The 24,364-nt window shown below is 70.6% G+C and carries 24 protein-coding genes and 3 pseudogenes; 14 read left to right on the forward strand and 13 right to left on the reverse strand.

Going from position 1 to position 24,364, the window contains the following annotated elements:
* The first annotated feature begins 155 nt into the window (after positions 1-155).
* From ACZ5TL_RS06065 to ACZ5TL_RS06090, 6 genes are all read left to right on the forward strand, one after another.
* Positions 156-437 carry a polyprenyl synthetase gene (locus ACZ5TL_RS06065; RefSeq protein ID WP_468588172.1) on the forward strand — a complete coding sequence of 94 codons (282 nt, stop codon included), beginning with the start codon at positions 156-158 and terminating at the stop codon, positions 435-437.
* Positions 430-1,482, forward strand: a complete 1,053-nt coding sequence (locus tag ACZ5TL_RS06070; protein WP_468588174.1) for a polyprenyl synthetase family protein — start codon at positions 430-432, stop codon at positions 1,480-1,482. Before ACZ5TL_RS06065 ends, ACZ5TL_RS06070 begins: the two co-directional genes overlap by 8 nt.
* Positions 1,483-1,544: 62 nt before the next feature.
* A complete protein-coding gene (locus ACZ5TL_RS06075) occupies positions 1,545-2,708 on the forward strand; it encodes an oxygenase MpaB family protein (RefSeq protein ID WP_468588176.1) in 1,164 nt (387 codons plus the stop codon).
* Positions 2,709-3,099: 391 nt separating this feature from the next.
* The gene (locus ACZ5TL_RS06080; protein WP_468588178.1) at positions 3,100-4,323 is read left to right on the forward strand and encodes a phospholipase D-like domain-containing protein; all 1,224 of its coding nucleotides are present in this window, start codon (positions 3,100-3,102) and stop codon (positions 4,321-4,323) included.
* Between the two features lie 213 nt (positions 4,324-4,536).
* The gene (locus tag ACZ5TL_RS06085; RefSeq protein ID WP_468588180.1) at positions 4,537-4,980 is read left to right on the forward strand and encodes an ATP-binding protein; all 444 of its coding nucleotides are present in this window, start codon (positions 4,537-4,539) and stop codon (positions 4,978-4,980) included.
* A 44-nt stretch (positions 4,981-5,024) separates the two neighbouring features.
* Positions 5,025-5,390: a hypothetical protein gene (locus ACZ5TL_RS06090; RefSeq protein ID WP_468588182.1), complete on the forward strand. Its 366-nt coding sequence runs from the start codon at positions 5,025-5,027 to the stop codon at positions 5,388-5,390.
* A 66-nt stretch (positions 5,391-5,456) separates the two neighbouring features.
* Here ACZ5TL_RS06090 and ppk2 read toward each other — a convergent pair whose 3' ends face one another.
* Both ppk2 and ACZ5TL_RS06100 read right to left on the reverse strand, forming a co-directional pair.
* On the reverse strand, positions 5,457-6,413 hold the full coding sequence (ppk2, locus tag ACZ5TL_RS06095) for a polyphosphate kinase 2 (RefSeq protein ID WP_468588184.1): 957 nt from the start codon (positions 6,411-6,413) through the stop codon (positions 5,457-5,459).
* Between the two features lie 41 nt (positions 6,414-6,454).
* Positions 6,455-6,697 carry a DUF6411 family protein gene (locus ACZ5TL_RS06100; protein WP_468588570.1) on the reverse strand — a complete coding sequence of 81 codons (243 nt, stop codon included), beginning with the start codon at positions 6,695-6,697 and terminating at the stop codon, positions 6,455-6,457.
* A 405-nt stretch (positions 6,698-7,102) separates the two neighbouring features.
* Between ACZ5TL_RS06100 and ACZ5TL_RS06105 the strand changes: the two genes are divergently transcribed.
* Positions 7,103-8,143, forward strand: coding sequence for a vWA domain-containing protein (locus ACZ5TL_RS06105; protein ID WP_468588186.1), 1,041 nt, complete (start codon positions 7,103-7,105; stop codon positions 8,141-8,143).
* 69 nt (positions 8,144-8,212) lie between these two features.
* Here ACZ5TL_RS06105 and ACZ5TL_RS06110 read toward each other — a convergent pair whose 3' ends face one another.
* The 5 genes and pseudogenes from ACZ5TL_RS06110 to ACZ5TL_RS06130 all read right to left on the reverse strand — a co-directional run bounded on the left by ACZ5TL_RS06110 (position 8,213) and on the right by ACZ5TL_RS06130 (position 10,709).
* Positions 8,213-8,623 (reverse strand): MmpS family transport accessory protein, encoded by a 411-nt coding sequence (locus ACZ5TL_RS06110; protein WP_468588188.1) that lies wholly within the window; start codon positions 8,621-8,623, stop codon positions 8,213-8,215.
* Positions 8,624-8,836: 213 nt separating this feature from the next.
* Complete coding sequence (locus ACZ5TL_RS06115; protein ID WP_468588190.1) at positions 8,837-9,508, reverse strand: hypothetical protein; 672 nt, start codon at positions 9,506-9,508, stop codon at positions 8,837-8,839.
* Between the two features lie 264 nt (positions 9,509-9,772).
* Positions 9,773-9,877 (reverse strand): annotated as a pseudogene (locus ACZ5TL_RS06120) (beta-1,3-glucanase family protein); the annotation flags it as partial.
* Positions 9,874-10,023: pseudogene (locus ACZ5TL_RS06125) on the reverse strand (SAM-dependent methyltransferase); the annotation flags it as partial. The pseudogenes ACZ5TL_RS06120 and ACZ5TL_RS06125, both read right to left, overlap by 4 nt.
* Positions 10,024-10,097: 74 nt before the next feature.
* Entirely contained in the window at positions 10,098-10,709 is a 612-nt protein-coding gene (locus ACZ5TL_RS06130) for a DUF998 domain-containing protein (protein ID WP_468588191.1), read from the reverse strand.
* A gap of 139 nt (positions 10,710-10,848) precedes the next feature.
* Here ACZ5TL_RS06130 and ACZ5TL_RS06135 point away from each other — a divergent pair, with 139 nt between their 5' ends.
* The 5 genes from ACZ5TL_RS06135 to ACZ5TL_RS06155 all read left to right on the forward strand — a co-directional run bounded on the left by ACZ5TL_RS06135 (position 10,849) and on the right by ACZ5TL_RS06155 (position 15,196).
* Positions 10,849-11,847 carry an inorganic phosphate transporter gene (locus ACZ5TL_RS06135; protein WP_468588192.1) on the forward strand — a complete coding sequence of 333 codons (999 nt, stop codon included), beginning with the start codon at positions 10,849-10,851 and terminating at the stop codon, positions 11,845-11,847.
* A gap of 19 nt (positions 11,848-11,866) precedes the next feature.
* Positions 11,867-12,484 (forward strand): hypothetical protein, encoded by a 618-nt coding sequence (locus ACZ5TL_RS06140; protein WP_468588193.1) that lies wholly within the window; start codon positions 11,867-11,869, stop codon positions 12,482-12,484.
* Between the two features lie 296 nt (positions 12,485-12,780).
* The gene (locus ACZ5TL_RS06145) at positions 12,781-13,611 is read left to right on the forward strand and encodes a PP2C family protein-serine/threonine phosphatase (RefSeq protein WP_468588194.1); all 831 of its coding nucleotides are present in this window, start codon (positions 12,781-12,783) and stop codon (positions 13,609-13,611) included.
* A gap of 51 nt (positions 13,612-13,662) precedes the next feature.
* A complete protein-coding gene (locus ACZ5TL_RS06150) occupies positions 13,663-14,688 on the forward strand; it encodes an MASE1 domain-containing protein (RefSeq protein WP_468588195.1) in 1,026 nt (341 codons plus the stop codon).
* A 10-nt stretch (positions 14,689-14,698) separates the two neighbouring features.
* Positions 14,699-15,196 carry a molybdenum cofactor biosysynthesis protein gene (locus ACZ5TL_RS06155; RefSeq protein WP_468588196.1) on the forward strand — a complete coding sequence of 166 codons (498 nt, stop codon included), beginning with the start codon at positions 14,699-14,701 and terminating at the stop codon, positions 15,194-15,196.
* A 14-nt stretch (positions 15,197-15,210) separates the two neighbouring features.
* On the opposite strand, the gene ACZ5TL_RS06160 is transcribed toward ACZ5TL_RS06155, so the two are convergent.
* The 3 genes from ACZ5TL_RS06160 to ACZ5TL_RS06170 all read right to left on the reverse strand — a co-directional run bounded on the left by ACZ5TL_RS06160 (position 15,211) and on the right by ACZ5TL_RS06170 (position 18,238).
* Positions 15,211-15,867 (reverse strand): YceI family protein, encoded by a 657-nt coding sequence (locus ACZ5TL_RS06160; protein WP_468588197.1) that lies wholly within the window; start codon positions 15,865-15,867, stop codon positions 15,211-15,213.
* Between the two features lie 185 nt (positions 15,868-16,052).
* A complete protein-coding gene (locus tag ACZ5TL_RS06165) occupies positions 16,053-16,976 on the reverse strand; it encodes a transferase (protein WP_468588198.1) in 924 nt (307 codons plus the stop codon).
* Positions 16,973-18,238, reverse strand: a complete 1,266-nt coding sequence (locus ACZ5TL_RS06170) for a glycosyltransferase family 4 protein (protein ID WP_468588199.1) — start codon at positions 18,236-18,238, stop codon at positions 16,973-16,975. Before ACZ5TL_RS06170 ends, ACZ5TL_RS06165 begins: the two co-directional genes overlap by 4 nt.
* Before the next feature lie 219 nt (positions 18,239-18,457).
* Here ACZ5TL_RS06170 and ACZ5TL_RS06175 point away from each other — a divergent pair, with 219 nt between their 5' ends.
* Positions 18,458-20,191 (forward strand): VanW family protein, encoded by a 1,734-nt coding sequence (locus ACZ5TL_RS06175; protein WP_468588200.1) that lies wholly within the window; start codon positions 18,458-18,460, stop codon positions 20,189-20,191.
* Positions 20,192-20,223: 32 nt separating this feature from the next.
* Positions 20,224-20,454: pseudogene (locus tag ACZ5TL_RS06180) on the forward strand (Tat pathway signal sequence domain protein); the annotation flags it as partial.
* A gap of 46 nt (positions 20,455-20,500) precedes the next feature.
* Here the strand turns inward: ACZ5TL_RS06180 and ACZ5TL_RS06185 are convergent.
* The 3 genes from ACZ5TL_RS06185 to ACZ5TL_RS06195 form a co-directional block, all read right to left on the reverse strand.
* Positions 20,501-21,283, reverse strand: coding sequence for a carbonic anhydrase (locus tag ACZ5TL_RS06185; RefSeq protein WP_468588201.1), 783 nt, complete (start codon positions 21,281-21,283; stop codon positions 20,501-20,503).
* Between the two features lie 166 nt (positions 21,284-21,449).
* Positions 21,450-23,675, reverse strand: coding sequence for a catalase/peroxidase HPI (gene katG / locus ACZ5TL_RS06190; RefSeq protein ID WP_468588202.1), 2,226 nt, complete (start codon positions 23,673-23,675; stop codon positions 21,450-21,452).
* A gap of 50 nt (positions 23,676-23,725) precedes the next feature.
* Complete coding sequence (locus ACZ5TL_RS06195) at positions 23,726-24,163, reverse strand: Fur family transcriptional regulator (protein ID WP_468588203.1); 438 nt, start codon at positions 24,161-24,163, stop codon at positions 23,726-23,728.
* Between the last annotated feature and the right edge of the window lie 201 nt (positions 24,164-24,364).

The raw sequence follows: 24,364 nt of genomic DNA on the forward strand, positions 1-24,364 counted from the left end.
CGTCGTCCTGGGACGCCACCCACCCCCGGACATGCGTTCGCCCACATCACTCGATGCGGTAACCGTGCCTTACCCGCTCCGTCTTGCCCCCATGATCGGGACAGAACATAAGTCGATGTAGCTGTTTATGTACGTGATCTTGGGGGGGCAACGGCATGACGTCACCTTCGCAGGGAAGTCAGCGCTTGGACGAGCAAGCCGTGCTGCTGGCGGCGGGCTTGGCCGATCTGGCGGTGAGCGCCATCGGTTCGGCCGCCGGGACGCTTCAGGGGCTTCTGCGCCGCTCCGACGGTGTCGAAATCGCGCGGGGTGCGGAGCAGGATCTGATGGCCCGCGGCCGGCTCGCGATGGACCGGTATGCCACTGCCCCCGCCCACCTGGAACTTCTCGCCCAGCAGGTGCTCGCCCGGCGGGCGGCCCTTCGTGGCGATGCCTGACCTCTGGGAGTCAGCCGCGTTCAAAGCGCGGGTCGACGACATCCTGGGCGTCTTCCTGGCGGAGGAGGCCGAGCAGTTGGTCGCGATCGACGACGCCCTGCGGCCGGTGGCGGAGCAGTTGCAGCGGTCGGCCGGAAGCGGCAAGCGGCTGCGGGCGGCGTTCTGCTACTGGGGCTGGCGCGCGGGCGGACAACCGGACAGCGACGCCCTGCTGCGGGCCGCCGCTTCCATGGAGCTGGTGCACGCCGCGGCGATCGTGCACGACGATCTCATCGACGACAGTGCCCTGCGCCGCAACCGGCCCACGGCCCACGTCGCCCTCCAGGACTGCCTGGCGGGACGGCCACGGGCAGGCGCCGCCGCGAGAGACTTGGCCCTGCTGGTCGGCGACCACCTGATAGCGCTGGCAGGGCAGTTGTTCGCCACGAGCGGTCTGCCGGCCGCCTACCTGGCGCGTGCGCGGCCGCTGTGGGCGGACCTGGGCCGGGAGCTGATCGCGGGCGCGTGCCTGGAGATCCTGCACACCGGCGCACGCCCGGATGCCGAAGCGTCCCTGAAGGTGATCCGCTACAAGACCGCCAAGTACACCGTCGAGCATCCGCTGCTCATCGGGGGTCTGCTCGCCGGAGCCCCGCAGCATCTGCGCACCGGTCTGTCCGCCTACGGGCTGCCGCTGGGCGAGGCCTTCCAGTTGCGGGACGATCTGCTGGGCCTGTTCGGCGAACCGGAGCAGACGGGCAAGGCGAGTCTGGACGACATCCGCTGCCACCGTCCCACCGCTCTGCTGGCCACAGCGTGGCGCGCCGCTCAGCCCGCGCAGCGCGCCCAGCTCACCGAGATTCTGGGGCGCCGAGACCTGGGCGACGCGCACCTGAGCCACATACGGGAGCTGATGGTGGCGCTCAGAGCGCCGGAACAGGTCGAGGACATGATCAGCACGCGGGTGCGGGAAGCCACTCGCGTTCTGGACGCCCTGGACGTGCCCGTGCCCGCCCGGCGGGCGTTGCGCCACCTCGCGAGCACCGCCACCGACCGCCGCCACTGAACCACTCGCCCGTCGCGGCGGCGGGCGCTGCCGTACCGGATCCGCACCCGAGGACTGCTGCCATGACCTACACCGAAGCATCGATGGACGCCCTGCGGCCGGCCGGTGACGAACTCGCCGACGCTGTCGTGACCACCCTCTTCGAGCGCGGAGAGGTCGGCATGTTCAACACCCTGATGCGTCATGTCTCCACCGCCGGCACTCCCCTGCCCGACGGACTGCCGGAAGTAGCCCGAGAGTACCTTCAGGTCACCAGCGTGCCGCCGGCCTGGGTGGACTGGGCCGAGATGGAGAAGGCGCGGCTGTTCTTCATCGACAACAACGTGCACATCTCCACCGCGCTGTCCTTCGCCTCCATGCCCGCCTGCTACGTCGTGCCGCACGTGGCGAAGCTGCTGTCGGCCACTCACGGGCTGGACTATCCGTCCAAGCGGATGGCGGAGACCGGCCAGTTCACCGTCCACCTGATGCGGCCCGACGCCTTCGAGGCCGGCAGCCGCTTCATCCCCGCCGCGCAGAAGGTGCGCCTGCTGCACGCCTCGATCCGCCACCACCTCGAACGCGAGGGCCGGTGGGACACCGAGGCGCTGGGGACGCCGATCTGCCAGGAAGACATGATCGGCGGGCAGATGTTCTTCTCCCTGCTCGTCCTGGACAGCCTGCACCGGCTCGGCATCCACATGAGCGTCGAAGGCGCGGAGGCCTACTTCTACGCCTGGCGCGTGGTCGGCGCCATGCTCGGCGTCGACCAGGACGCCGCCCCCGGGACACTGGAGGAAGCCCGGCAGTTCCTCGACCTTTACATGGTGCGCCACATGGGCCCGTCCGAGGAAGGCGCACACCTGACGCGGCAGCTGATCGACCTGTACGAGGAGGTCGTGCCCGGCACCTTCTTCGACCCCGTCGTCTCCGCCCTGATCCGCTACCTGATCGGCGACACGTGCGCCGACTGGCTCCGAACCCCCCGCACCGCCTGGGACAGCGTGGTCAAGGTCCTGCCCAGCCTGCTCGGCGTGCTGGAGTCCGTCGAGGACCGCTCCCCGCTGGGCGCCTGGGCCCTGGACCGCCTCGGCCACCTCACCACCGTCCTCGAGCTGTCCTCCCTCACCCGCGGCCGCGTCATGCACTACGCCATCCCCGAACAGCTGAAGAAGGACTACGGCGTCACCGGCGGCATCCCGCGCACACACCGATGGACCCCGCCCCCACCCCTCCTCGCCCCCTGACACACCGTCCACGGCGGCACTGATCGCACCCCGCGAAGCCCCGTCCGGGCGCGGCAAGACGGTCGGGAAAGTCCGCGATGAGCGGGGCCTCGCCGGGGAGGCGGTCTTCCCGGGCGGCTCGGGAGACCACCCGGGCGGGCCCTGAAAGGCAGGCGGAGGTCACGCGGGCACGAGGCCGCGGCGCGCTCGGCCAGGATGCGGCTCAGAAGGCGGGCGCGGCGGCGAACCCTGTCGCCAGGGGTCCGAGAACTCCTGATGTGACAGGGTTCCGACCAGGTGTCGCTGCCGACGGGTCTCAGGCCGTGATGCGGGGGTACGTTCTGCTCGCTGCGCCCCGCGCCGGACCGGGCAGCGCGGCTCTCGTTTCCCGTAGACGCCGGCCAGGTGACCCATGACCAGTACGCAGGACCAGCCCGATCCGGCATCTCCCGGTGCCGGCACATCGCCCCCGGCACCCGTCCAGGAACGCGTCGCGCGCATACGCCGCCGGCTGGAACGGCTGCTCGGCATCGCGGCGACCGAGGGGAACGCGCTCACGCCCCTGCGCAACGGAGACGAGATCTTCCCGGCGATGCTGGCGAGCATCCGGTCCGCCGAACACACCGTGGACATGATGACGTTCGTGTACTGGAAGGGGGACATCGCCCGGGAGTTCGCCCGAGCGCTGGCGCAGCGAGCGCGGGCGGGGGTACGGGTGCGGCTGCTGCTGGACGGGTTCGGTAGCCGGCTCATCGAGAAGGAGCTGCTGGCGGAGATGGGGCGGGCCGGCGTTCAAGTGGCCTGGTTCCGCAAGCCGCTGCTCCTCTCGCCGTTCAAGCAGAATCATCGCTGCCACCGCAAGGTCCTCGTCGTGGACGAGCAGACGGCCTTCACCGGCGGGGTCGGCATCGCCGAGGAGTGGTGCGGCAACGCGCGCGACGAGCATGAGTGGCGCGACACCCACGTCCAGGTGCGCGGGCCGGCCGTGGACGGCATCGCTGCCGCGTTCGCGCAGAACTGGGCCGAGTGCCACGACGAACTCTTCGACGACCGAGACCGATTCATCGGGCACCGGCCGCAGGGCGGGGCGCTGGCGCAGGTGGTGCGCGGGTCGGCCGGCTTCGGCTGGCAGGACATGCAGACCCTGATGCGCGTGATGCTGGAGTCCGCCGAGGACCGCTTCCGGCTTGCCACCGCCTACTTCTCCCCGGACACCTACTTCACCGAACTGCTCTGTGACACGGCCCGGCGGGGCGTCGAGGTGGAGATCCTGCTGCCCGGCCCGCACACCGACAAGCGGGTCTGCCAGCTGGCCGGCCAGCACCACTACGCCGCCCTCATCGCCTGCGGCGTGACGATCCACCAGTACCAGCCGACGATGATGCACTCCAAGGTCGTCACCGTCGACGGCGTCGCCGCCCTGGTCGGCTCCACCAACTTCAACCGCCGCTCACTCGACCACGACGAGGAGATCATGCTCGCCGTGCTGGACCAGGAGTTCACGGCCACCCTCGACCGGCACTTCGACGAGGATCTGAAGGCCGCCACGCTGATCCGCACAGGCCGGTGGAAGCGGCGCTCCGTGCTGCAGCGGGCGCGCGAGGTCGCCGTCGTGCCCGTGCGCCGCTTTCTGTGATGCCGGCGCCCGCACCACGACGCCAGGACCCGCCGGCCGCACCGGCCGACGCGGTCGCGCGGTCCACGAAGCCGGGGCACGTCGATCGCCCGCACGCTCGCCGGAGACGGAGCCCCGCGGCCCGAACCCCGCAGCCTCATGTCTGTCGGGGCGGGTGCCGGGTACACGGTTCCCCACGGGCTTGTATGTGCGATGAGGAGGAGGCCGGGGGCAGTGGCGGTGAAGGCGATGGGGTGGGCGCACTCGTTCCCCATGTCCGAGGGTGTGCGCGCCGGAAGGGACTGGACACGCGAACGTCTCGAGTCCCTGTCCTGGGCCGCTGCCGAGCCGGACACGGTGGACGCCATCGTGCTGGCGGTGTCCGAGCTGATCACCAATGCGCACATCCACGCGCACAGCGACGCACACCTGGTCCTCACGTGGGACGGCGACTGCCTTCATGTGAGCGTCCATGACGAGGACCCGACGCTGCCCAGCCAGCGTGAACCGGAACCGGGGGCAGTCTCCGGCCGCGGCGTGGCCATCGTGCGGAAGCTCGCCGACGAGTGGGGGATGAGGTGCCAGCGGCACGGCAAGACGGTGATGGCATGCTTCCGTCCCGCCGATGCCGATCCCGATGCCGGCATTGACCAGCGGGGCGACGGCGCCAACAGGTGAGTCCTGCTCACGGGTGATGCAGGCCGCCTCGGAGGAGAGGTGTCATGTACCTGGCACGAGGATCGAGTGACGATCCCTACGTCTGGCTCTGGGTCCTGGGTGCTCTCGCGCTGTACGCGCTGATCAGCTACGGGCTGACATACCGCACCCGCGCGCGGCGCGGTTCCGCGCATCCGGCTCGTGACGCCGTGCACGACCTCAAGGACCGGGAGGACCCCCAACCGCCCGAGTACCGCTTCGTCAGCCGCGTGATCATGCTGTGCGGAGCGGGGCTCACCGGTCTGGTCGCCTTTCTGACCAGCGGTGCCGTGCGGGTCCTGACGGTCGGGCTCACCGCAGTGGTGGCGGTGACCGCGTGGGCCTGCTACGACCACCGCACGGAAGGCCGCGCCTCCGCGTCGCGACGATGACGCAGAGCACCTCCCTCCCCATCCGGTGAAACCGGCCCGGACGGGCGGGAGGGACCCGGAGTTGCGTCAGCCGGTCTCGGGGTGCTTGCCGGGCCCGTCGGCGCCGGGAGACAGCGGAGTCGGTGACAGCGTCGTGTCCTCCTCGCCGGGCTCCAGAAGGGTGTCGGCGGCGCCGACGATGAGGGGGTCGGGTGTGCCGACCGCCTCTCGGTCCTTGCTGGCATAGTCGACGCGCGACAGCAGACTGCGCATGGTCTCCAGCCGGGCGCGCCGCTTGTCGTTGCTCTTGACGACGGTCCAGGGAGCGTGTGCGGTGTCCGTGGCGCGGAACATGTCGACCTTCGCCTCGGTGTAGTCGTCCCAGAGGTCCAGCGAGGCCAGGTCGGTGGGGGAGAGCTTCCACTGGCGCACCGGATCGACCTGCCGGATCGCGAAGCGCGTGCGCTGCTCGGAGCGGGAAACGGAGAACCAGAACTTCACCAGCAGGACCCCGTCGTCGACGAGCATCCGCTCGAAGGCCGGGCACTGGTCGAGGAACAGCTCGTACTCGTCCTTGGAGCAGTACCCCATGACGCGCTCCACGCCGGCCCGGTTGTACCAGGAGCGGTCGAAGAAGACGATCTCACCGGCCGTCGGCAGGTGCGCGATGTACCGCTGGAAGTACCACTGGCCCGTCTCACGTTCGGTGGGCTTGTCCAGGGCGACCACCCGGGCGCCGCGCGGGTTGAGCCGCTCTGTGAACCGCTGGATCGTGCCGCCCTTGCCCGCCGCGTCACGCCCCTCGCACACGACGACCACGCGTGCGCCGGTGTCCTTGACCCACCGCTGGAGCTTGAGCATCTCGATCTGCAGGATGCGCTTGGTCCGCTCGTACTCCTTACGGCGCACCTTGCGGTCGTACGGATGGTTCTCCCGCCATGTCTGCAGGGGACGCCCGTCCTCGTCCAGCACGATCGGCTGCTCGCTCCGGCTGGCGTCGACGGTCAGCCCGTCCAGCAGCTTGTCGGCGTCTTCGGCGTTCATCACGAGGCTCCCCGCTCGGTCTGCTCGGTCCGCTCAGTCGGTCAGAAGGGCATGCGTCCGCGTGAGCGGCGACCCGCCGAACCGCTGCGGCGCACCGCGCGCGAACCGGAGTGGAAGGGCTTGCTGAAGAGCCGGCCCAGAGCGCCGGGCGCCTTGCCACCGGCCCGTGCCCCGGCACCGAGCGTGCGCTGCGTGCCGCGTTCGGGACGGCGGGAGAGACGGGGGACGAGGAAGGCCAGGACGGCCAGGACCACACATACGGCTATGACGACGGCGACTACCATGATCAGCTCCCTGCGCTGGTGGGCGAGTACACGGGTGCCCCGCCCTGTCCGGCCCATGTGAGGAGCATGCCCTCCGACCTGGGGCTGGTCCGGCCACCGGCCGCCCCACCGGGCACCCGCCACGGCATGCACGGGTATCCGGCGCCGTTCCGTCAGCCTTCCTTCCCGGCCGGGTCCGCGCCGGGCGGCCGGCGGCTGGAATCCCCCGCCCCGGGGGGCCACGACGACCTGCTCAGCTTGCTCTGTGCCGGTCGTGAGACCACCGCCGGCATGATCGTTCGTTGCGGGCACGCCCGAGTGGCCGAGGAGGACCGCGTCAGCCCGCGGCGGCTCCGGAGCCAAGATCGATTGTCAGTGGTGGGTGAGAAGGTAGGAGCATCAAGTCGCCTTGAGGGGGGAGCCGCGATGCCCGGAACCCAGAATTACATCAATCACGTTGCTCTTGTGCTGGACGCCAGTTCGTCCATGTCGCACCTGAGCCGCAAGGTCGTCGAAGTCGCCGACCAGCAGATCGCCTATCTTGCCCGGCGCTCCAGGGAACTGGACCAGGAAACCCGCGTCACGGTGTACGTCTTCGCCGACAAGGTGGAGTGCGTCATCTACGACAAGGACGTGCTGCGCATGCCCTCGCTGAAGCAGCTGTACCGCGTCGGTGGAATGACGGCTCTGCTGGCGGCGGCGCTGAAGTCACAGCGGGAGCTGGCGCAGACAGCTCAACTGTACGGAGACCACAGCTTCCTGACGTTCGTACTGACCGACGGGCAGGAGAACGCAAGTCACCGCTGCCCGGATGCCCCCACCAGGAATCCGCGTGACCAGGTCAAGGCCGTGGCCCAGATGATCGCCACCCAGGAGGACAACTGGACGCTGGCCGTTCTCGTGCCGGACCAGATGGGAAAGCGCGAGGCCATGCAGTGCGGCTTCCCCAAGGACAACATCGCCATCTGGGACGCCACGAGCACACAGGGTCTGGAGGAGGCCGGACAGGTCATCCAGCAGGCCACCGAGAAGTTCATGGTCGGCCGCTCCCAGGGAATCCGGGGGTCGCGGGCGGTGTTCTCCACCGGCGCGGAGACGGTCAACAAGGACACCATCAAGGCAGCCGGCCTCATCCCGGTGGATCCCTCGGCATACCAGCTGATCCCGGTGGCTCGTGACGCGGCGATACGGGATTGGGTCATCGAATGCGGGCACACCTACCGTACCGGTGGCGCCTTCTACCAGCTGAGCAAGTCGGAGAAGATCCAGGCGCAGAAGCAGATCGCCGTGCTGGAGAAGAAGACGGACCGCGTGTACACGGGACCGGAGGCCCGAGCCCTTCTCGGCCTGCCGGACACGGAGGTCCGCGTCAAGCCTGACCACAACGACGACTTCACCATCTTCGTACAGAGCACCAGCGTGAACCGGAAGCTCGTGCCCCACACGCGGCTGCTGCTCATGCTCTGACGGGTGGAAAGCCGGCCGGGGCGTTGGAGAGTTCGCCGCCCCGGCACCCTGCCCGGGGCACCCCGGGGGTCACCCCGTGACCGGGGACTCCGCGGTGCAGCCGCCGGCGGTCACCAGACCCTTGGAACTCTGTTCCTCGAGGACCTTGCCCTTGTACGTGATCTTGCAGGCGACCTGGGCGCCCTCCGGGTCGAGGGCGACCGGCATGACCGCCGCGGGCATGATGCCGCGCAGCGTGACCGTCTTCGTCCAAGGCAGCTCGGGCTTGGACACCGACTCGATCTTCGGCTCCGTGGCCTTGCCACCCCCGCCGTGGAATTCGATCGAGTCGACGTTCTTCCCCGTGACCTCGTAGGTGACTTCGTATGTCTCGTTCACTGCCTTGTCGACCTGGTCGACCGCCTCGGAGCAGGAACTGACGCCGAGCGCGAGGCCTGCGACGGCGACGGCGCATACGGCAGCCCGGATGGTGCGATTCATTCGGATCCCCCCGGATCGTGATGGTCAGACGCGCAGGTAATCGCACAGAGGAAGCAAAGTCAAACTGTTGAAGGTTCAGGCCCGCCGCCTCGGGGCCGCGGCGGGCCGGCGACTGTGCGGTGCCCGCCCGGCCGCGAGGACCACGTCCCGGCGACCCGGTCTCCCGGGCGGTCAAGGAACGGCGGAAGGAGGGCGGATCAGGCGCTCAGGGCGTCAGGCGCTGCGGGTGAACACCTTGTTCTCGGTGGCACCGTCGTCGCACAGCTTCTTCTCGTCCGCCGTCATCTTGCGGGACTTCACCACGACCGCGTTGTGCTTGCCGTCCGTGCCGTTGGGGGCGGGGCCGGTGACCACGTCAGGGACGAACCAGTAGTAGTGACCCCACGTGCGGTCCTCGTAGTGGGTCTGCCACGTGCCGGATATCCGCTGCATCACCTGAGCGCGGGAGATCCAGCCCACCTCACCCGGCTGGACGGTCACCGTGAAGTTGCTGGTCTCGGTGCGTGAGCTCTGCCACGTGTAGTTGTACGTCGCGGTCACACTGGCCGAGATGATGCCCTCGATGCCGCCGCCCACGGTCACCGAGCCGCCCACCGAGTGGGAAGAGCCCACCGTGTCGGCCCATGACATGGACTGGGAGGCGGGTGAGGCGGTGCAGTTGAAGAGCAGTTCGGACACCTGGCGGGGTTCGCCGAGGTAAGTCTCACCGATCTGCGGGGAGTTGAAGGTGCACTTGCCTTCGCCGGAAGCGCAGTCGGCCAGGATCCGCTCCGCGGTGGGCTGTTCCTCGGCCGCGGCCGGTCCGGCCGCCGCGAACACCCCGAGCGCCGTCACGGTCGCGGTCGAAGCCATCGCGCGTGCGCCGTACCGCAGTGTGCGGGTCATCGTCATCGTTGGTGCCTCTCACCAGAGCGTGGGGGGGGGGACAGTGTCCACGGTTGGCCCCGTTGCGGCAGGGCCTTCGGTCACTGGGTGGTGCCAACGAGGCTCACGTACTCGACTGCCCAGCTACACCAAGAAGAGGCAAAGTTGTATTTGATTCCAGAACAGATGGAGGGCCAACTCTGTTACTGGCGGGTTGAGTTGAAGGCCGACACCACGAGTCGGTCGCGGCGCCGGTGGCCATGGGGAGGGGGAGGGACGTCCGGATCAGCTGAAGGGATCGAGGGTGAGATGGGCCTGACCCGGGTTGCCGTCGTGTACGAGTGACTCGTGGTGGCCCACGTCGTCGAAGGCGAACGCGTACGCCTTTCCAGTGCCGCTCCCCCACCGGCGAGTCCGGCGAGGCGGTCCACGGCCGGCTCGACTGCCTCGGGGACGAACAAGCCGGTGCCGGGCGTGTCATAGCAGCGGGCGGTGTCGGCGTCCCAGATGTCATCCCGCTGCGTTCCGTCCACCATTCCGGCCCGGACGCAGGGACGTCCAGGCATATCGGCCGCCTCCCCGCCCGCCCGGAGCTCTCAGCCCGGAGCTCTCAGCCCGGAGTTCGCCGCGGCGGAGGCACGCGGGAGGCCGGGCGGAGGCAGGAGAGGACGACGATGAGGGGCCAGACCGACTGGAGCGTCGTCACGGCGCGCTCGGCTGCACCCGCGACGCCCTTGTGGTGCAGCTCCAGGAGGAACCATGCCGCGCCTGCCGCCATGACCGCGGTCGCCCCGACGGAGGGCATCGGCCGGAGCGCCCAGGGGGTGGCTCCTCCGGTCCTTGCCGCCAGGACGGGCCAGGACGCCAGGGAGATGAAGCCGACGGCGACGACCGTACCGTGGCGCAGGGAGCCGCCACTGCTCGGTGCCGGGACCAGAGCCACCACCAGTGCCGCGACGCCTCCGCCCGCCAGTGCGACCCGGCCGGCGGCCGCGGCGGGGCGCAGTCCCCATGCGGTCAGCAGGTGACAGATGCCCAGTGCGATGAACGCGGCGGTCATGACCCAGGAGCCCGACCTTCCGGGGGCCGCCAGGACGCTGATGGTGTGTGCGGCGGGGTCGTAGGCCGCGCCCTGCAACGACGCCGCCACCAGCCAGCCCAGGATCAGGACCACCGGCGCACACCCCGATGACAGCAGAGCCCACGTAGGCACAGATCGCATCAAGACACCGTAGAACGGGGTAATCGGGTCGCCGGGTTCCCGCGAGTCGGGTGGGCCCCGCGTGGCGTAGTCGTGCGGCCCGCTCCGCCTGTGGGGCGCACGATGGAACGCGTGGCCGGGCAGCGAAAGGTGATCGGGCATGGAGCTCACTCTCGTGGTGCTGATCATCATCGTGGGACTGACGTTCGACTTCACCAACGGCTTCCACGACGCCGCGAACGCGATCGCCACGTCGATCTCCACCAGGGCCCTGACGCCGCGCGTGGCGCTGACCATGGCCGCGGTGATGAACTTCTGCGGCGCCTTCCTCGGCACCGAGGTCGCCCAGACCGTCGGGAGCGGCATCATCGGGGCGCCCGCGGACGTCTCAGGTCTGCTGCTGGTGATGTGCGCGCTCCTCGGGGCCATCGGGTGGAACGTGTTCACCTGGTGGCGGGGGCTGCCGACGTCCTCCTCGCACGCCCTGATCGGCGGGCTGGTCGGTGCCGCGCTCGCCGCGTCCGCGACGGTGCACTGGTCCGGCATCCTGGACAAGGTCGTCCTGCCGATGCTGCTGTCCCCGCTGGTCGGTGTGGCTCTGGGGTACGTGCTGCACGCGGCCATCCTGTGGCTGTTCCGTCGTTCGACGCCCCGGCGCACCACTCGGCGGTTCCGTATGGCGCAGACCGTCTCGGCCGCGGCGATGGGGCTGGGGCACGGGCTGCAGGACGCGCAGAAGACCATGGGGGTCATCGTGCTGGCCCTGGTCACGGCCGGCTGGCAGAACGACTTCTCCGTGCCGGTGTGGGTGATCGCCGCCGTGGCGGCCGCCATGGCGGCCGGTACGTACAGCGGTGGACGTCGCATCATCACGACGCTCGGGCGGCGGATCGTGCACCTCGATCCGCCGCGCGGGTTCGCCGCCGAGACCGCCGCCGCGGCCGTCCTCTACACCACCGCGTTCCTGGTGAAGGCACCGATCTCCACCACGCAGACGATCACAGCGGCCATCCTGGGAGCCGGTGCCACCCGGCGCGCTTCGGACGTACGCTGGCAGGTGGCCCGTTCCATCGGTACCGCCTGGCTCCTCACGTTCCCCGGCGCCGGGGTTCCGGCCGCCGCCCTCTACCTCCTTCTGCACTCCGTCACCGGTCTGTGAACCCAGCCGGAGGCCGTCCATGAGCGCCTTCCCTGTCCGCCGGCCGTCCGCGGCGCCCCGAGCAGCCGGGGCCCCGGGGGGTCTTCCGCTGCCCGGACGTTTCGCGCATCTGCACCCCGACGACGGTGCCTGCCTGATGGAGGCCGCCGCCCTGCTGGGCTCCGGCCGCTTCACCGACAGCCCACCCGGGACGCATCCCGCGCTCGCGGCCCTGGCCCGTGCGGTCAACGACAGCGTCGGTGACGACACCCGGCACGACATCTGGCCGCTGGCCGCCGACCTCGCCGATGCCCGTCCCGGCACCCGGGCCTACGCGCCCCTGCTCGTCGGCATGGCCGTGGCAGCGGCCAGGGAGGTGCGGCCCGCCTCCAGGAGGCTCACGCGGCATGGCCGCGCCTGTCACCGGAGGGCCGAGAGGCTGGGTCGTGCCCGTACCGGCGGTCTGCCGGGCCGGGTCGCCGATCTGCTGTGGTGGCGAGGGCCGGGGCGGCGGCACCTCGAACATGCCCTTCGGGTGTTGTGCGAGGCGTCCGACGCCGATCAGCGGCTGTCCGCGCTGTTGCGGCATGCTGTGGCGGACGCGCGGGGCCACGGGGGCGATCCGGCGCCGGCCGGGGAGGTGCGCTGCAACCGGTAGGCGCATCGGGCCGTCCTCCAGGGCACCATGATTCCCGCAAGCATCGCCGGCCCCCTGACCGCACCGGTTCGCCGGCTGCTCGGGCTCGCCTGGACACAGACACGCCCTGGCAGCGGTGGGGCGGCGTCAGGAGTCCGAGGGGGACCGGCCGGTGCGGCGAGGGCCCGCGCGGAGCGAAGAGCGAGGAGCGCGGAGTCGTCGGGGGGCCCGGTACTGAGTATCATCCTATGGACGTAAATCGGCTGAATTGTCCTCGACAGTGTCACCGACCGTGGCCATCCTCGCCGGAGTGATCAATGTCCCGCACCGGCACGACGGACGACGGCGACGAGCTGCTGACCCGGCTCGGGGCCCTGACGGCCCAGGCGCGCGCCCAGGCAGAGATGCAGCGTTCCCGCGTCGAGCTCGCGATCGCGCTGCAGCGGGGCATGCTGCCGCGGGACCTGCCCGCCGCCCGGCGGCTGCATCTGGCGGTGCGGTACACCCCCGCATGCCAGGGCCTCAACGTGGGAGGCGACTGGTACGACGCGTTCACACTGGGCGACGGCCGTGTCGGGCTGTCCATCGGTGACGTCCAGGGCCACAACATCGAGGCGGCCGCCTTCATGGGGCAGGTGCGGGCCGGGCTGCGGGCCCTGGCGTCCGTCACCAGCGAGCCGGGTGAACTGCTGGCCCGGACCAACGACCTGCTGCTGTCGCTGGGCTCCGACCTGTTCGCCACCTGCACCTTCATGCGGATCGATCCAAGCGCCGGCGTGCTGGAGAGCGCGCGGGCGGGGCATCTGCCGTACGTCTGGGCCACGGCGGACGGGAAGGCCGGTCTCGCCGAGGACGAGGGCGGGCCGCCGCTCGGGGTCCAGGCGGGGATGCCGTATCCGGTGACCCGGCACGAGCTCACCACGGGCGGTGTCTTCGTGCTGCTGACGGACGGGGTCGTGGAGGGGCCGTCGATGCCGCTGGAGGAGGGCCTCGACCAGGTGACGCGGCTCGCCGGCATCGCGGCGGTGGCGGGCACGGACGTGGACGCGCTCGCGGCCGCGGTGATCAAGGGTGCCGAGCGGGTGGGGCACGACGACGACGCCGCCGTACTGGTGGTCGGGCTCGACGGGCCGGACGCTCAGCCATAGGGCGGCACGGCGCTCCCTCCCACCTCGCTGCCGCGGCGGCCTCGGTGTCTCATGGCTGCTGTGTTGGGTAGCCATGATCTGCGCACGCCGGTCGTCATCGCTCTGCAGACGCTGGCCGTCGCCGCCTGCTACTACGCGTCGGGGCAGCTGGGGCTGCTGCGCGAACTGGTCGTCGAGGGCTCGGTCGTCACTCCCATCTGGCCTCCCACCGGCGTCTCGGTCGCCTGCCTGCTGCTCTTCGGGCTGCGCTGCTGGCCGGGGATCGCCCTGGGGGCCCTTTTCGTCATCCTGTCCCTCACCTCCCTGACACCGTCGGCTCTCGGCGTCCTGGCGGGCAACACGGCCGCGCCCGTCGCCGGGTACCTGCTGCTGCGGCGGGCAGGCTTCCGCACCGATCTCGCGCGGCTGCGGGACGGTCTCGCCCTGGTGTCCCTGGGCGCGTTCACCGCCATGCTGATCAGCTCGACCACCGGCGCCGGCCTTCTGATCGCCACGGGCAGGCTCGAATGGCCGGGCTTCTGGGCGGTGTGGCTGGCCTGGTGGGTGGGTGACGCGATGGGTGTGCTGATCGTCACGCCGGTGCTGCTCCTGCTGGCCCGCCTGCGTCTGCCGCTGTCCCTGTCGCGCTGGAAGGAGGCCACGGGGCTGGCGGTCGTCGCCTTGTGCCTCGTGCCGCTGGCCGCGCACAGCCCGGTCAGCCTGATGTTCCTCGTCTATCCCCTGCTGATCTGGGCGGCTCTGCGGTTCCAGCTGGCGGGCAGCATGATGTGCGCCCTCTTCGCCTCGGTCATGGCCACCGTGGCGGCGACCGACCGGGCCGGGCCGTTCGAACGGCTGACCCGGGTGGAGGTGATGATCAAGCTGCAGGCCTTCAACGGGGCGATGGCGCTGACAGCCCTGATTTTGTCGGCCGTGATCAGCGAGCAGATCCATACCCGGCGTTCCGTGGAGCGCGCGTGCCAGGAGCTGGTGGAGGTCCTGGAGCACCTCACGGCGGGCGAGTCGGCGGACGGCCGGACACCAGTGGAGGACGGCGGGTTCCCCGCGTCCCAAGGCAGGTCGGATGCCGGGGCATAGGCTGGGCGGCATGACCGAGGCAGAGGTGGTGCAGCTGCTGGTTTCGCCCTCCCACCGGCTGGCCGGACGGCCGTCGGACGGGCCCTCCCCCGGCTCCTCGGACGAGCGCGTCACCCGGGTGGAGGTACGCCGTGAGCTGGGACTGGTCGGCGACCGCTACTACGCCCGGCCCGCCCACCGGAACGCGGCGGTGACCCTCATGGCCGCGGAAAACCTCCCGGCGGACGCCGACCTCCGGCACACCCGGCGGAACGTCCTGCTCCGAGGCGTCGACATCGACTCCTGTGTCGGTGCGACGATCTCCCTCGACTGCGGCACCGGGCCGGTGGTGTTCGCCGTGAAGCGCCACGCCCGGCCCTGTGCCTGGATGGACGTGACCATCGGCCCCGGCACCCAGCGCGCCCTGCGCGGACGGGGCGGTGTGCGGTGTATGCCGCTGAGCGACGGGGTCCTCACGGTCGGCCCGGCCACGTTCCAGGTCGTGACCGGGGCCGGCACTGCTTCGTAGGCTCCCCGGGGCGGTCAGCCGGCCGACGGCGCCGTGCGGATGGCCGCGATGTCGAGCTGCAGGCGCACCTTCTCGCTCACCATCGCGCCTCCCTCGGCCAGCCGGCTGTTGTAGGTCAGGCCCCAGTCCGAGCGGTTGATGGTGGTGGTGCCGTCGAAGCCGACCCGGTCGTAGCCGAAGGGGTCGGTGACATTCCCGATATAGGTCATGTCCAGTACGACGGGCCGGGAAATGCCTTTGATGGCCAGTTCGCCCGACATGCGGAAGAGGTCGCTGCCCGCCTGTTCCACCGCTGTGCTGGTGAAGCGCATCCGCGGATAGGCCGCGGCGTCGAGGAAGTCCCGGCCGACCAGGTGGGCGTCGCGTTGTTCCACCCCGGTGTCGACGCTGGAGGTGAACAGGGTGATGTCGGCCCGCGACCGGGTGGGGTCGTGCGCGTCGAAGTAGAGGCGGCTTTCGTACTGGAGGAAGCAGCCGCGCACGGTGGTGACCATGGCATGCCGGACGGAGAAGCCGATCCTGCTGTGCGCGGGGTCGACGACCCATTCACCGGTGAGATTCGCCAGGTGGGGGTCCGGCAGCACGGCAGTGGATGCCGCGCCGCCGGGGCGCTGTGGGGGGACGGTCGGCGCCTGGCGGCGGGACGACACGACGCGGTTGAACAGGTTCATGATTCACCTAGGTACTTCAGTTTGGATATTGCCGCAAGTCCCCTTCCGTTTTGCGGCTGTTGAGAGCCGAGCGCCTCACCTCTTTTACCGCCGCTTTCCACAGAATCCACACATCGCCGCCCTCGCGCGCTACCGAGATAACCCTCCGGAACTCCGTGGTTTTTCATTTCGGGCATATCGGCGAATCAGCTCGACGTCACCTCGATCGAGAGGTCGTTGTCGACGGTGTAGTAGGGGCGCAGAGCACATCCGTCCGCGGTCATCGCCGGATAGACGTATACGTGCTTGCGGTCGGCCACGTCGTCGAACAGCCGGCCGACCCTCACCGGCGGTGCGCCGGCGGTGGGCCGGACGAAGACGTCCCAGATGCGGTCCGCTCCCCCGCCGTCGTCCGTCAGCTCCTCGGGGCCTGCCGTGAAGGAGAAGCCCCTGCCGTCGTCGCCGATACCGGGGCGCAGGCTCCGTACGGTGTCGGTGCCGCGCAGACGCAGCCGCACGGTGGCGTCGTCGTGGAGACCTGCGCCGTGCAGGCGGGCCGTGACGGTCATCACCCGGTCCGTGATGCCGACGGTGCGGACCTCCGCGTGGGCCGTGCGCAGCCAGGCCCTGACCGCGAGGAAGCCGTCCTTCGTGACGTACGGGATCCTGACGGCGACCGGCGAGGGGCGGTCGCGCAGGTGGCCGTCGACGAGGGTGCGCAGGTCTCGCAGGCCGGGGCGCAGCCGCTGTCGTTCGGCTTCGGGTTCGGGCAGCAGGTACACGTCCCAGCGGCCCTCGGCGAGGGCCGGATCCGGTTCCAGTACGGCCCGCAGGTGCCCGCCGAACCCGTCGGGCTCCAGGTCGAGGAGGCGGCGGGTCGTCTCGGGCCGGCCCTTCTTGGGGCGCAGCCGCAGGAGCAGCCGGGGGCGCGTGGCCGCGCTCGGCGGGAGGCGGAAGGTGAGCCGGCCGTCCGTGTCGCTCGCGCAGTCGGCGCGGGGGTGGGTGTCGCGCCGCACGCCCGTCGCCGCGCCTTCCGGCGTGCCCGTCCTGCTGCTTGCCGGGGTGCCGGTCATCGTGCCTTCCGGTGTGCTCGTGGTGGAACCTGTCGTGCCGCCATCCTGCGTGCTCATCGGCGTCCCTTCCGCAGCAAGCGCAGTACGGCGGCGCCAGCGGCGTGGGCCGCGTCGCGGGCCGCGTGTCCCCGGACGGCCAGGGCGCTGTGAGTCCGGTGGTCCCGCGGAGCGGTCCGCGTACCCGTGTTTCTGGCCGCGGCGGCGGTCTCCAGGAGGCGTTCGGCCTGGGCGACGACAGGGCCCGGCGCGAAACGGCGCGCGTTCTCCAGGGCGGCGCCGCTCATGCGGCGGCGGCGTTCGTCGTCGCCGACGAGTTCCAGCAGGGCCGCGGCCAAGGCGTCACGGTCCCCGACCGGTACGAGCCGGCCGTCGGTCCCGTCCCGGATGATCTCGCCGGGGCCGTAGGGGCAGTCGGTGCTGACGACGGGCAGTCCGCTGCGCATCGCCTCGACGATCGTCATGCCGAACGGCTCGAAGTTCGAGGCGGCCGCCCCGATCGAGGCCTTGGTCCACTCCGCCTCCATGGGGGTGGCCGCGCCCATCAGAAAGACGTTGTTCCACAGGCCCAGCCGCTCGATGAGCTCCCGCAGCCGGGGCTGCTCCTCGCCCTTGCCGTAGATGCGCAGCTGCCAGTCCGGGTGCGCGGCGGCGACCTGGGCGAACGCCTCGATGAGGAGGTCGTAGCGTTTCACCGGGACCAGCCGGCCGGCGGCGATCACGATCTTGGCGGTGCTGTCCGCGGGCGGCAGGGCGAGGTCGGGGACGCTGTTCGGGAGGGCCTCCACCTGGACGCCGGGCAGCCACATCTTGCGCCGGTAGGCGGCGGCGTCCGCTTCCGTGACGGTGGTGATCACGTCGAGGCGGCGGTAGGCGCGGCGCAGGGCGCTGCGCAACTGTGGCGAGTGGTTGTCGAGGGTGAGGTGCTCCTGGCCGACGCGCAGGACGCGCTGCGGGGCCTGGCGGGCGATGTGCACGTTGAGGCCGGGGCGGGTGCCGATGACGACGTCCGCGTCGAGCGCCTCGAGGTACTCGCCGATGCGCTGGTCGGTCAGCTCGCTGTACTGGCGGTGGCGGTACTCGGCGGCCGGGAAGACCTTCGCCGGTCTCCGGTGCAGCGGATGGTCCGCTTCCGTGCGCTGGTCGACCAGTGCGCGCAGCCGCACCCGGGGGTGTGGGGTGAGGTTGGGGTGTTCCCGGTGGCGTAACGCGGAGACGATCTCGACATCGTGCCGTTCGGAGAGGGCCGCGGCCAGGTTGAACGTGGTGGTGATCGTGCCTCCGATCCCGTAGGCGTTGTGGATGAGGAAAGAGATCTTCATAGTGGCCTAGACCGAGTCGGCCATCGGACGGTTGTTCGCTGTTACCGCTCTGTGGCCAGGCCCGGCAGGCAGGTCCGAGCCCGACGATTCCGGCGTGATATCGGACATAAGTGGCCTGGGCCCTACCGTTTTTCCGCCCATGTGTGGATAGGTTGGGGTGCTTGCCCGCAGCAGCGTCGCGTCATCGGGTGCCCCCTCGTGCCGATCTTCTGGAGACCCATGCGCCCCCGAATAGCCTCCTCCCCGCGCATCACCTCCCTCCCGCCCCTCGCCCTGGCGGGCGGCGCGCTGGCCGTGGGTGTCGGTGGTCTCTACCTCGGCGGGCTGCTGCTCACGGGCGGCGAGATCGACTCCGGCACGAGCGTGCGCGGTGTGGAGATCGGGGGACTGAGCCGCGCGGAGGCGGTGCGGAAGCTGGAGCGGCACCTGGGCGCGGCCGGCGCGCGGGACCTGTCCGTGAAGGTCGGTGACCGCACGGGCACGGTCGATCCGCAGCGGGCCGGGCTCTCCTACGACGTCCGGGAGACCGTCGACCGGGCGGCACGGACCGGCAGCGATCCGTTCAGCGTGTTCGAGGGGCTCTTCCGCTCGGGAGGTGCCATCGAGCCGGTCGTACGCCTCGACGAGGGCAAGGCCCGGGCCGCTCTGGGGCAGTTGGCGAAAGGCCTCGACCAGAAGGTCCGTGACGGTTCCGTCGCCTTCGACGACGGGCGGGTGAAGGAGGTCTCGGCCCGCACCGGCTACGCGCTGGACGTCAACCGTGCGATCGAGTCCCTGCGCGCCTCCTTCCTGCGCGGCGACGCCGACGCGGTCACTCCCCTGCCCACCCGTGAGACCCGGCCCGAGGTCACGTCCGAGGAGGTACGGCGGGCGGTGCGCGCCTTCGCTGAGCCGGCCATGTCGGCGCCCGTCACCCTCACCGCGGGCGGCAAGCGGTTCACGGTCGGCCAGAAGGTGCTGGGCGAGCACCTGGCCATGCGGCCGGACGGCAGCGGCAGACTGAAACCGGAGCTCGACGCGGAGAAGCTGCGCGCCGACCCCGCCGTGGCCGATCCCCTGGACGCTGTCACCACGACCGCCGAGAACGCCGAGCTGCGTCCGGAGGGCGACAGGGCCGTGGTGGCCCGGGACGCCACGGTCGGCCAGGAGGTCACCGCCAAGGCGCTCGGCAAGGCGGTGCTGCCGCTGCTGACCCGGTCGGGCAGCGCCCGCGAAGGCGAGGTCCAGGTGCGCAGGATTCAGCCCGAGGTGACCCGTGAGAACGCCGCGGAGCTGGGGCTGACGGAGAAGATGTCCTCCTTCACCGTCCAGTTCGAACCGGCCGAGTACCGCACGAGGAACATCGGCCGGGCCGTGGAGCTCATCAACGGCTCCCTCGTCCGGCCGGGCGAGACGTGGAGCTTCAACCGGACCGTCGGCGAGCGCACCGAGGCCAACGGATTCGTCGAGGGGATCATCATCCTCGACGACAAGTTCACGAAGGCCTCCGGCGGCGGGGTGTCGGCCGTCGCGACGACCGTGTACAACGCGCTGTTCTTCGCCGGGGTCAAGCCCGTGGAACACGGCGCGCACTCCTTCTACATCGAGCGCTACCCGGAGGGCCGCGAGGCGACGGTCGCCTGGGGCAGCCTGGACCTGCGATTCGCCAACGACTCCGGCAAGGCCCTCTACATCCAGGCCGAGTCCACCGACACGTCCGTGACCGTCTCGTTCCTCGGCACCCGCGGGTACGACGAGATCAAGTCGGTCACGGGGCCGCGCACCGAGGTGAAGAAGCCGAAGAAGACGGTGAGCGACGACAAGGAGTGCGTGCCGCAGACACCGCTCGAAGGGTTCGACGTCACCGTGGAGCGGGTCTTCTACGACGACGGCCGGGAAGTGAAACGGGAGCCGTACCGCACGCACTACACGCCGCGTGACGAGATCGTGTGCGGCTCACCGCCGGAGGAGTGATCCACGCGCCGTTCGCCGTCCTGCCCCTGCACGGTGACGAGGCGCGTGCGCGGCGTCTGATCGCGTCGACGGAGAAGGCCCAGGCTCGGCTGGGCGGCGGTCGGACCGCCGGCGGTAAGGCGCTGCTCGAGGGCTGCGGGGTGGTGTCCGCGAGCAGCCCGCTGGACACGGGATTCAGCTTCGGCTACTACCCGTATCGGCACACGGGGGCGACAGCCTGGTACCTGATGGCGGCGCTGCGGTACAACCCGCTGCGGGTGTGACCGTGCGGCCCGGTCCGCTGGCGTGTCCAGCGGACCGGGCGGGTGGTCAGGCGATGCGGTGGACCGCCTGGCTGGTCAGTTCGTAGCGGGCGCCGACGATCGCCAGCCGGCCGGCGCGGGCCTTGGCGGCGAGGTCGGGCTCCGCGGCCAGCCGGGAGCGTACGAGCCGGACGTTGGCGTCCACGGTCGCGTCGATCCGCGCGTCGCCCTCCTTGCCGTGGTCGATGACCGGGCTGATCTGGTCGACCAGGTACTGCATGTGGGCGGGCAGCCGGGTGCCGGACTTCTCCGCCTCGACGGCGGCACTGACCGCGCCGCACGACTGGTGTCCGAGGACCACGACCAGCGGTATGCCGAGTTCCAGGACGCCGAAGGCGACGCTGCCGAGGACTGCCTCGTCGAGGACCTCACCGGCGGTGCGGACCGTCATCAGGTCGCCCAGGCCCTGGTCGAAGACCAGCTCCGGGGGCACGCGCGAGTCGATGCAGCCGAGCACGACCGCGAAGGGGTGCTGGGCGGTGGTCAGCGTCCGCCGGATCTCGGCGTTCTCGTGCGGGTGTCGCTCTCGGAAGGCACGCCAGCGGCGGTTTCCCGCGGCCAGTTCCCTGAGAGCCTCCGCCGGGGTGCCGGGCCGAGGGGGTGTGCCGCGCGTGGGGGCAGCGGCGGTGGCCGGCCGGGCGGCGCCGAGGCCGGCGCCGAGGGCCGCGGCCCCGGTCAGCGCGGTGCGCAGGAGTGTGCGGCGGACGGTACCGCCGGTGGTCGGCCGTGGACCGGCGAAGGGGTGCGGTGCACGGCCGGCGCCTCTGTGGGCAGCGGAATCTGTGTTCACGGTGCGAACGTACGCCCGGATTCCGGCCTTGCCGCGGTCCTTGCCGTTTCATGGTGAGAGTTGGGCAAGTGATGTTCTTACCTTGAACGGTCCTTGACGATCCCTCAGGAACGACGCGGGACGCCCCGGGCCGGCCGGCCCGGGGCGTCCCGTCGTGCGGAGGTGATCAGACCAGGTCGAACCGGTCAAGGTTCATGACCTTGACCCACGCCGCGACGAAGTCGTTCACGAACTTCTCCTTCGCGTCGTCGCTCGCGTAGACCTCGGCGAGCGCGCGCAGCTCGGAGTTCGAGCCGAAGACCAGGTCGGCACGAGAACCGGCCCACTTGACCTCGCCCGTGGCGGCGTCGCGGCCCTCGAACGCGGTCTGGTCCTCGGACGTCGACTTCCACGTGATGCCCAGGTCGAGCAGGTTGACGAAGAAGTCGTTCGTCAGCGAGCCGGGCGTCGTGGTGAGGGCACCGAGCTGGGTCTGCTGGTGGTTGGCGCCCAGCACCCGCAGGCCGCCGACCAGGACGGTCATCTCGGGGGCGCTCAGGGTGAGCAGGTTCGCCTTGTCGAGCAGCAGGTACTCGGCCGGCAGGCGGTTGCCCTTGCCGAGGTAGTTGCGGAAGCCGTCGGCGGTCGGCTCGAGCGCCTCGAACGACTCGGCGTCGGTCTGCTCCTGCGTGGCGTCCACACGGCCCGCGGCGAAGGGAACCTCCACCTGGAAGCCGGCTTCCTTGGCGGCCTTCTCGACGGCGGCGGAGCCACCGAGGACGATCAGGTCGGCCAGCGAGACCTTCTTGGCACCGGCGCCGGAGTTGAACTCCTGCTGGATGCCTTCCAGGACGCGCAGGACCTGGGCCAGCTCGTCGGGCTCGTTGACCTCCCAGCCGCGCTGCGGCTCCAGGCGGATGCGGGCGCCGTTGGCCCCGCCGCGCTTGTCGCTGCCGCGGAAGGTGGACGCCGAGGCCCACGCGGTGGACACCAGCTGGGAGACGGACAGACCCGACTCGAGCAGCTTGGCCTTGAGGGCCGCGATGTCCTGGGCGTCGATGACCTCGCCCTCGGCCTCCGGCAGCGGGTCCTGCCACAGCAGGGTCTCCTGCGGGACCTCCGGGCCGAGGTACAGGGACTTCGGGCCCATGTCACGGTGGGTCAGCTTGAACCAGGCGCGGGCGAAGGCGTCCGCGAACTCCTGCGGGTTCTCGTGGAACCGGCGGGAGATCGGCTCGTAGATCGGGTCGAAGCGCAGCGCCAGGTCGGTGGTGAGCATCTTCGGGCGGTGCTTCTTCGAGGAGTCGTGCGCGTCGGGCACGATCTCCGGGGCGTCCTTGGCCACCCACTGGTTGGCGCCGGCCGGGCTCTGCTCGAGCTCGTACTCGAACTCGAAGAGGTTCTTGAAGAAGCCGTTGCTCCACTGGGTGGGCGTGCTGGTCCAGGTGACCTCGAGGCCGGAGGTGATGGCGTCGCCGCCCTTGCCCGTGCCGTAGGTGCTCCGCCAGCCCAGGCCCTGCTCCTCCATGGAGGCGGCCTCGGGGTCGGCCCCGACGTGGTCGGCCGGGCCGGCACCGTGGGTCTTGCCGAAGGTGTGGCCGCCGGCGATCAGGGCGACGGTCTCCTCGTCGTTCATCGCCATGCGGCGGAACGTCTCACGGATGTCGCGGGCCGCGGCGATCGGGTCCGGGTTGCCGTTGGGGCCCTCGGGGTTGACGTAGATGAGGCCCATCTGGACGGCGCCGAGCGGGTTCTCCAGCTCGCGGTCGCCGGTGTAGCGCTGGTCGTCGAGCCAGGTGGTCTCGGGGCCCCAGTAGACGTCCTCCTCGGACTCCCAGACGTCCTCGCGGCCGCCGGCGAAGCCGAAGGTCTCGAAGCCCATCTGCTCCAGTGCGACGTTGCCGGTGAGGATCATGAGGTCGGCCCAGGAGATGCTCTGGCCGTACTTCTTCTTCACCGGCCACAGCAGACGGCGGGCCTTGTCGAGGTTGCCGTTGTCGGGCCAGCTGTTGAGCGGCGCGAAGCGCTGCTGGCCGGCGCCGGCGCCGCCGCGGCCGTCGCTGATGCGGTAGGTGCCCGCACTGTGCCAGGCCATACGGATCATCAGCGGGCCGTAGTTGCCGAAGTCGGCCGGCCACCAGTCCTGCGAGGTGCTGAGCACCTCGGCGATGTCGCGCTTCACGGCCGCGAGGTCGAGGGCCTGGAACGCCTCGGCGTAGTCGAAGCCCTCACCGAGGGGGTTGGCCACCTCGGGGTTCTTGGCGAGGATCTTCAGGTTGAGCCGCTCGGGCCACCACTGGCGGTTGCCGCCGCCCTGAGTCGGGTGCAGCGCGCGGTCGTGCGCCACCGGGCAGCCGCCTCCCGCCTCCTCCATCTTCGGGTCGGTGACGATCGCGTCGTGGTTCTCAGTCATGGAAATCCTTCCGGACGGGGTGGATCACGGTGCTCGGGTGGATCACGTGCTCAGGAACTGCGGGCGGTGGAACAGCCGGGGCACAGGCCCCAGTAGATGACCTCGGCCTCGTCGACGGCGAAGCCGCGGTCGTCGGACGCGGTCAGGCAGGGGGCGTGGCCGACCGCGCAGTCGACGTCGGCGACGGTTCCGCACGACCGGCACACGAGGTGGTGGTGGTTGTCGCCGACCCGTCCCTCGTAGAGGGCCGGGCTGCCGGGTGGTTCGAGGCGGCGTATCAGTCCCGCCGCGGTGAGTGCGTGGAGCCCCTCGTAGACGGCTTGGACGGAGATGTGGCCGACGCGGCCGCGTACCTCGGAGGCGATGGCATCGGCGCCGAGGTGGTCACCGTCCCGCACGGTCTCGAGCAGCGCGACGCGGGCGGCCGTCACCCGCAGGCCGGCACCGCGCAGCTCTTCGGCGGTGGTCGGATTCCCGGATGCGGTCATGCGGGACAACCTAGCGGCACAAACATGAATGATTCAAGAAAACGAACGGTTCAATTTTGGTGTCGGGCCGGTGGGGCTTGCGCGAGCGGCCTCCCGCGCGGTGTGAGCTCAGTCACGTGGCCATGATCAACGCCGGGGCGGGCCACGGTCACCACGCATCGCCGTACCTGTCCACGGGTCACGTGGAGCCGTCCACCCGTT

The organism is Streptomyces sp. NPDC033136 (assembly GCF_055578235.1).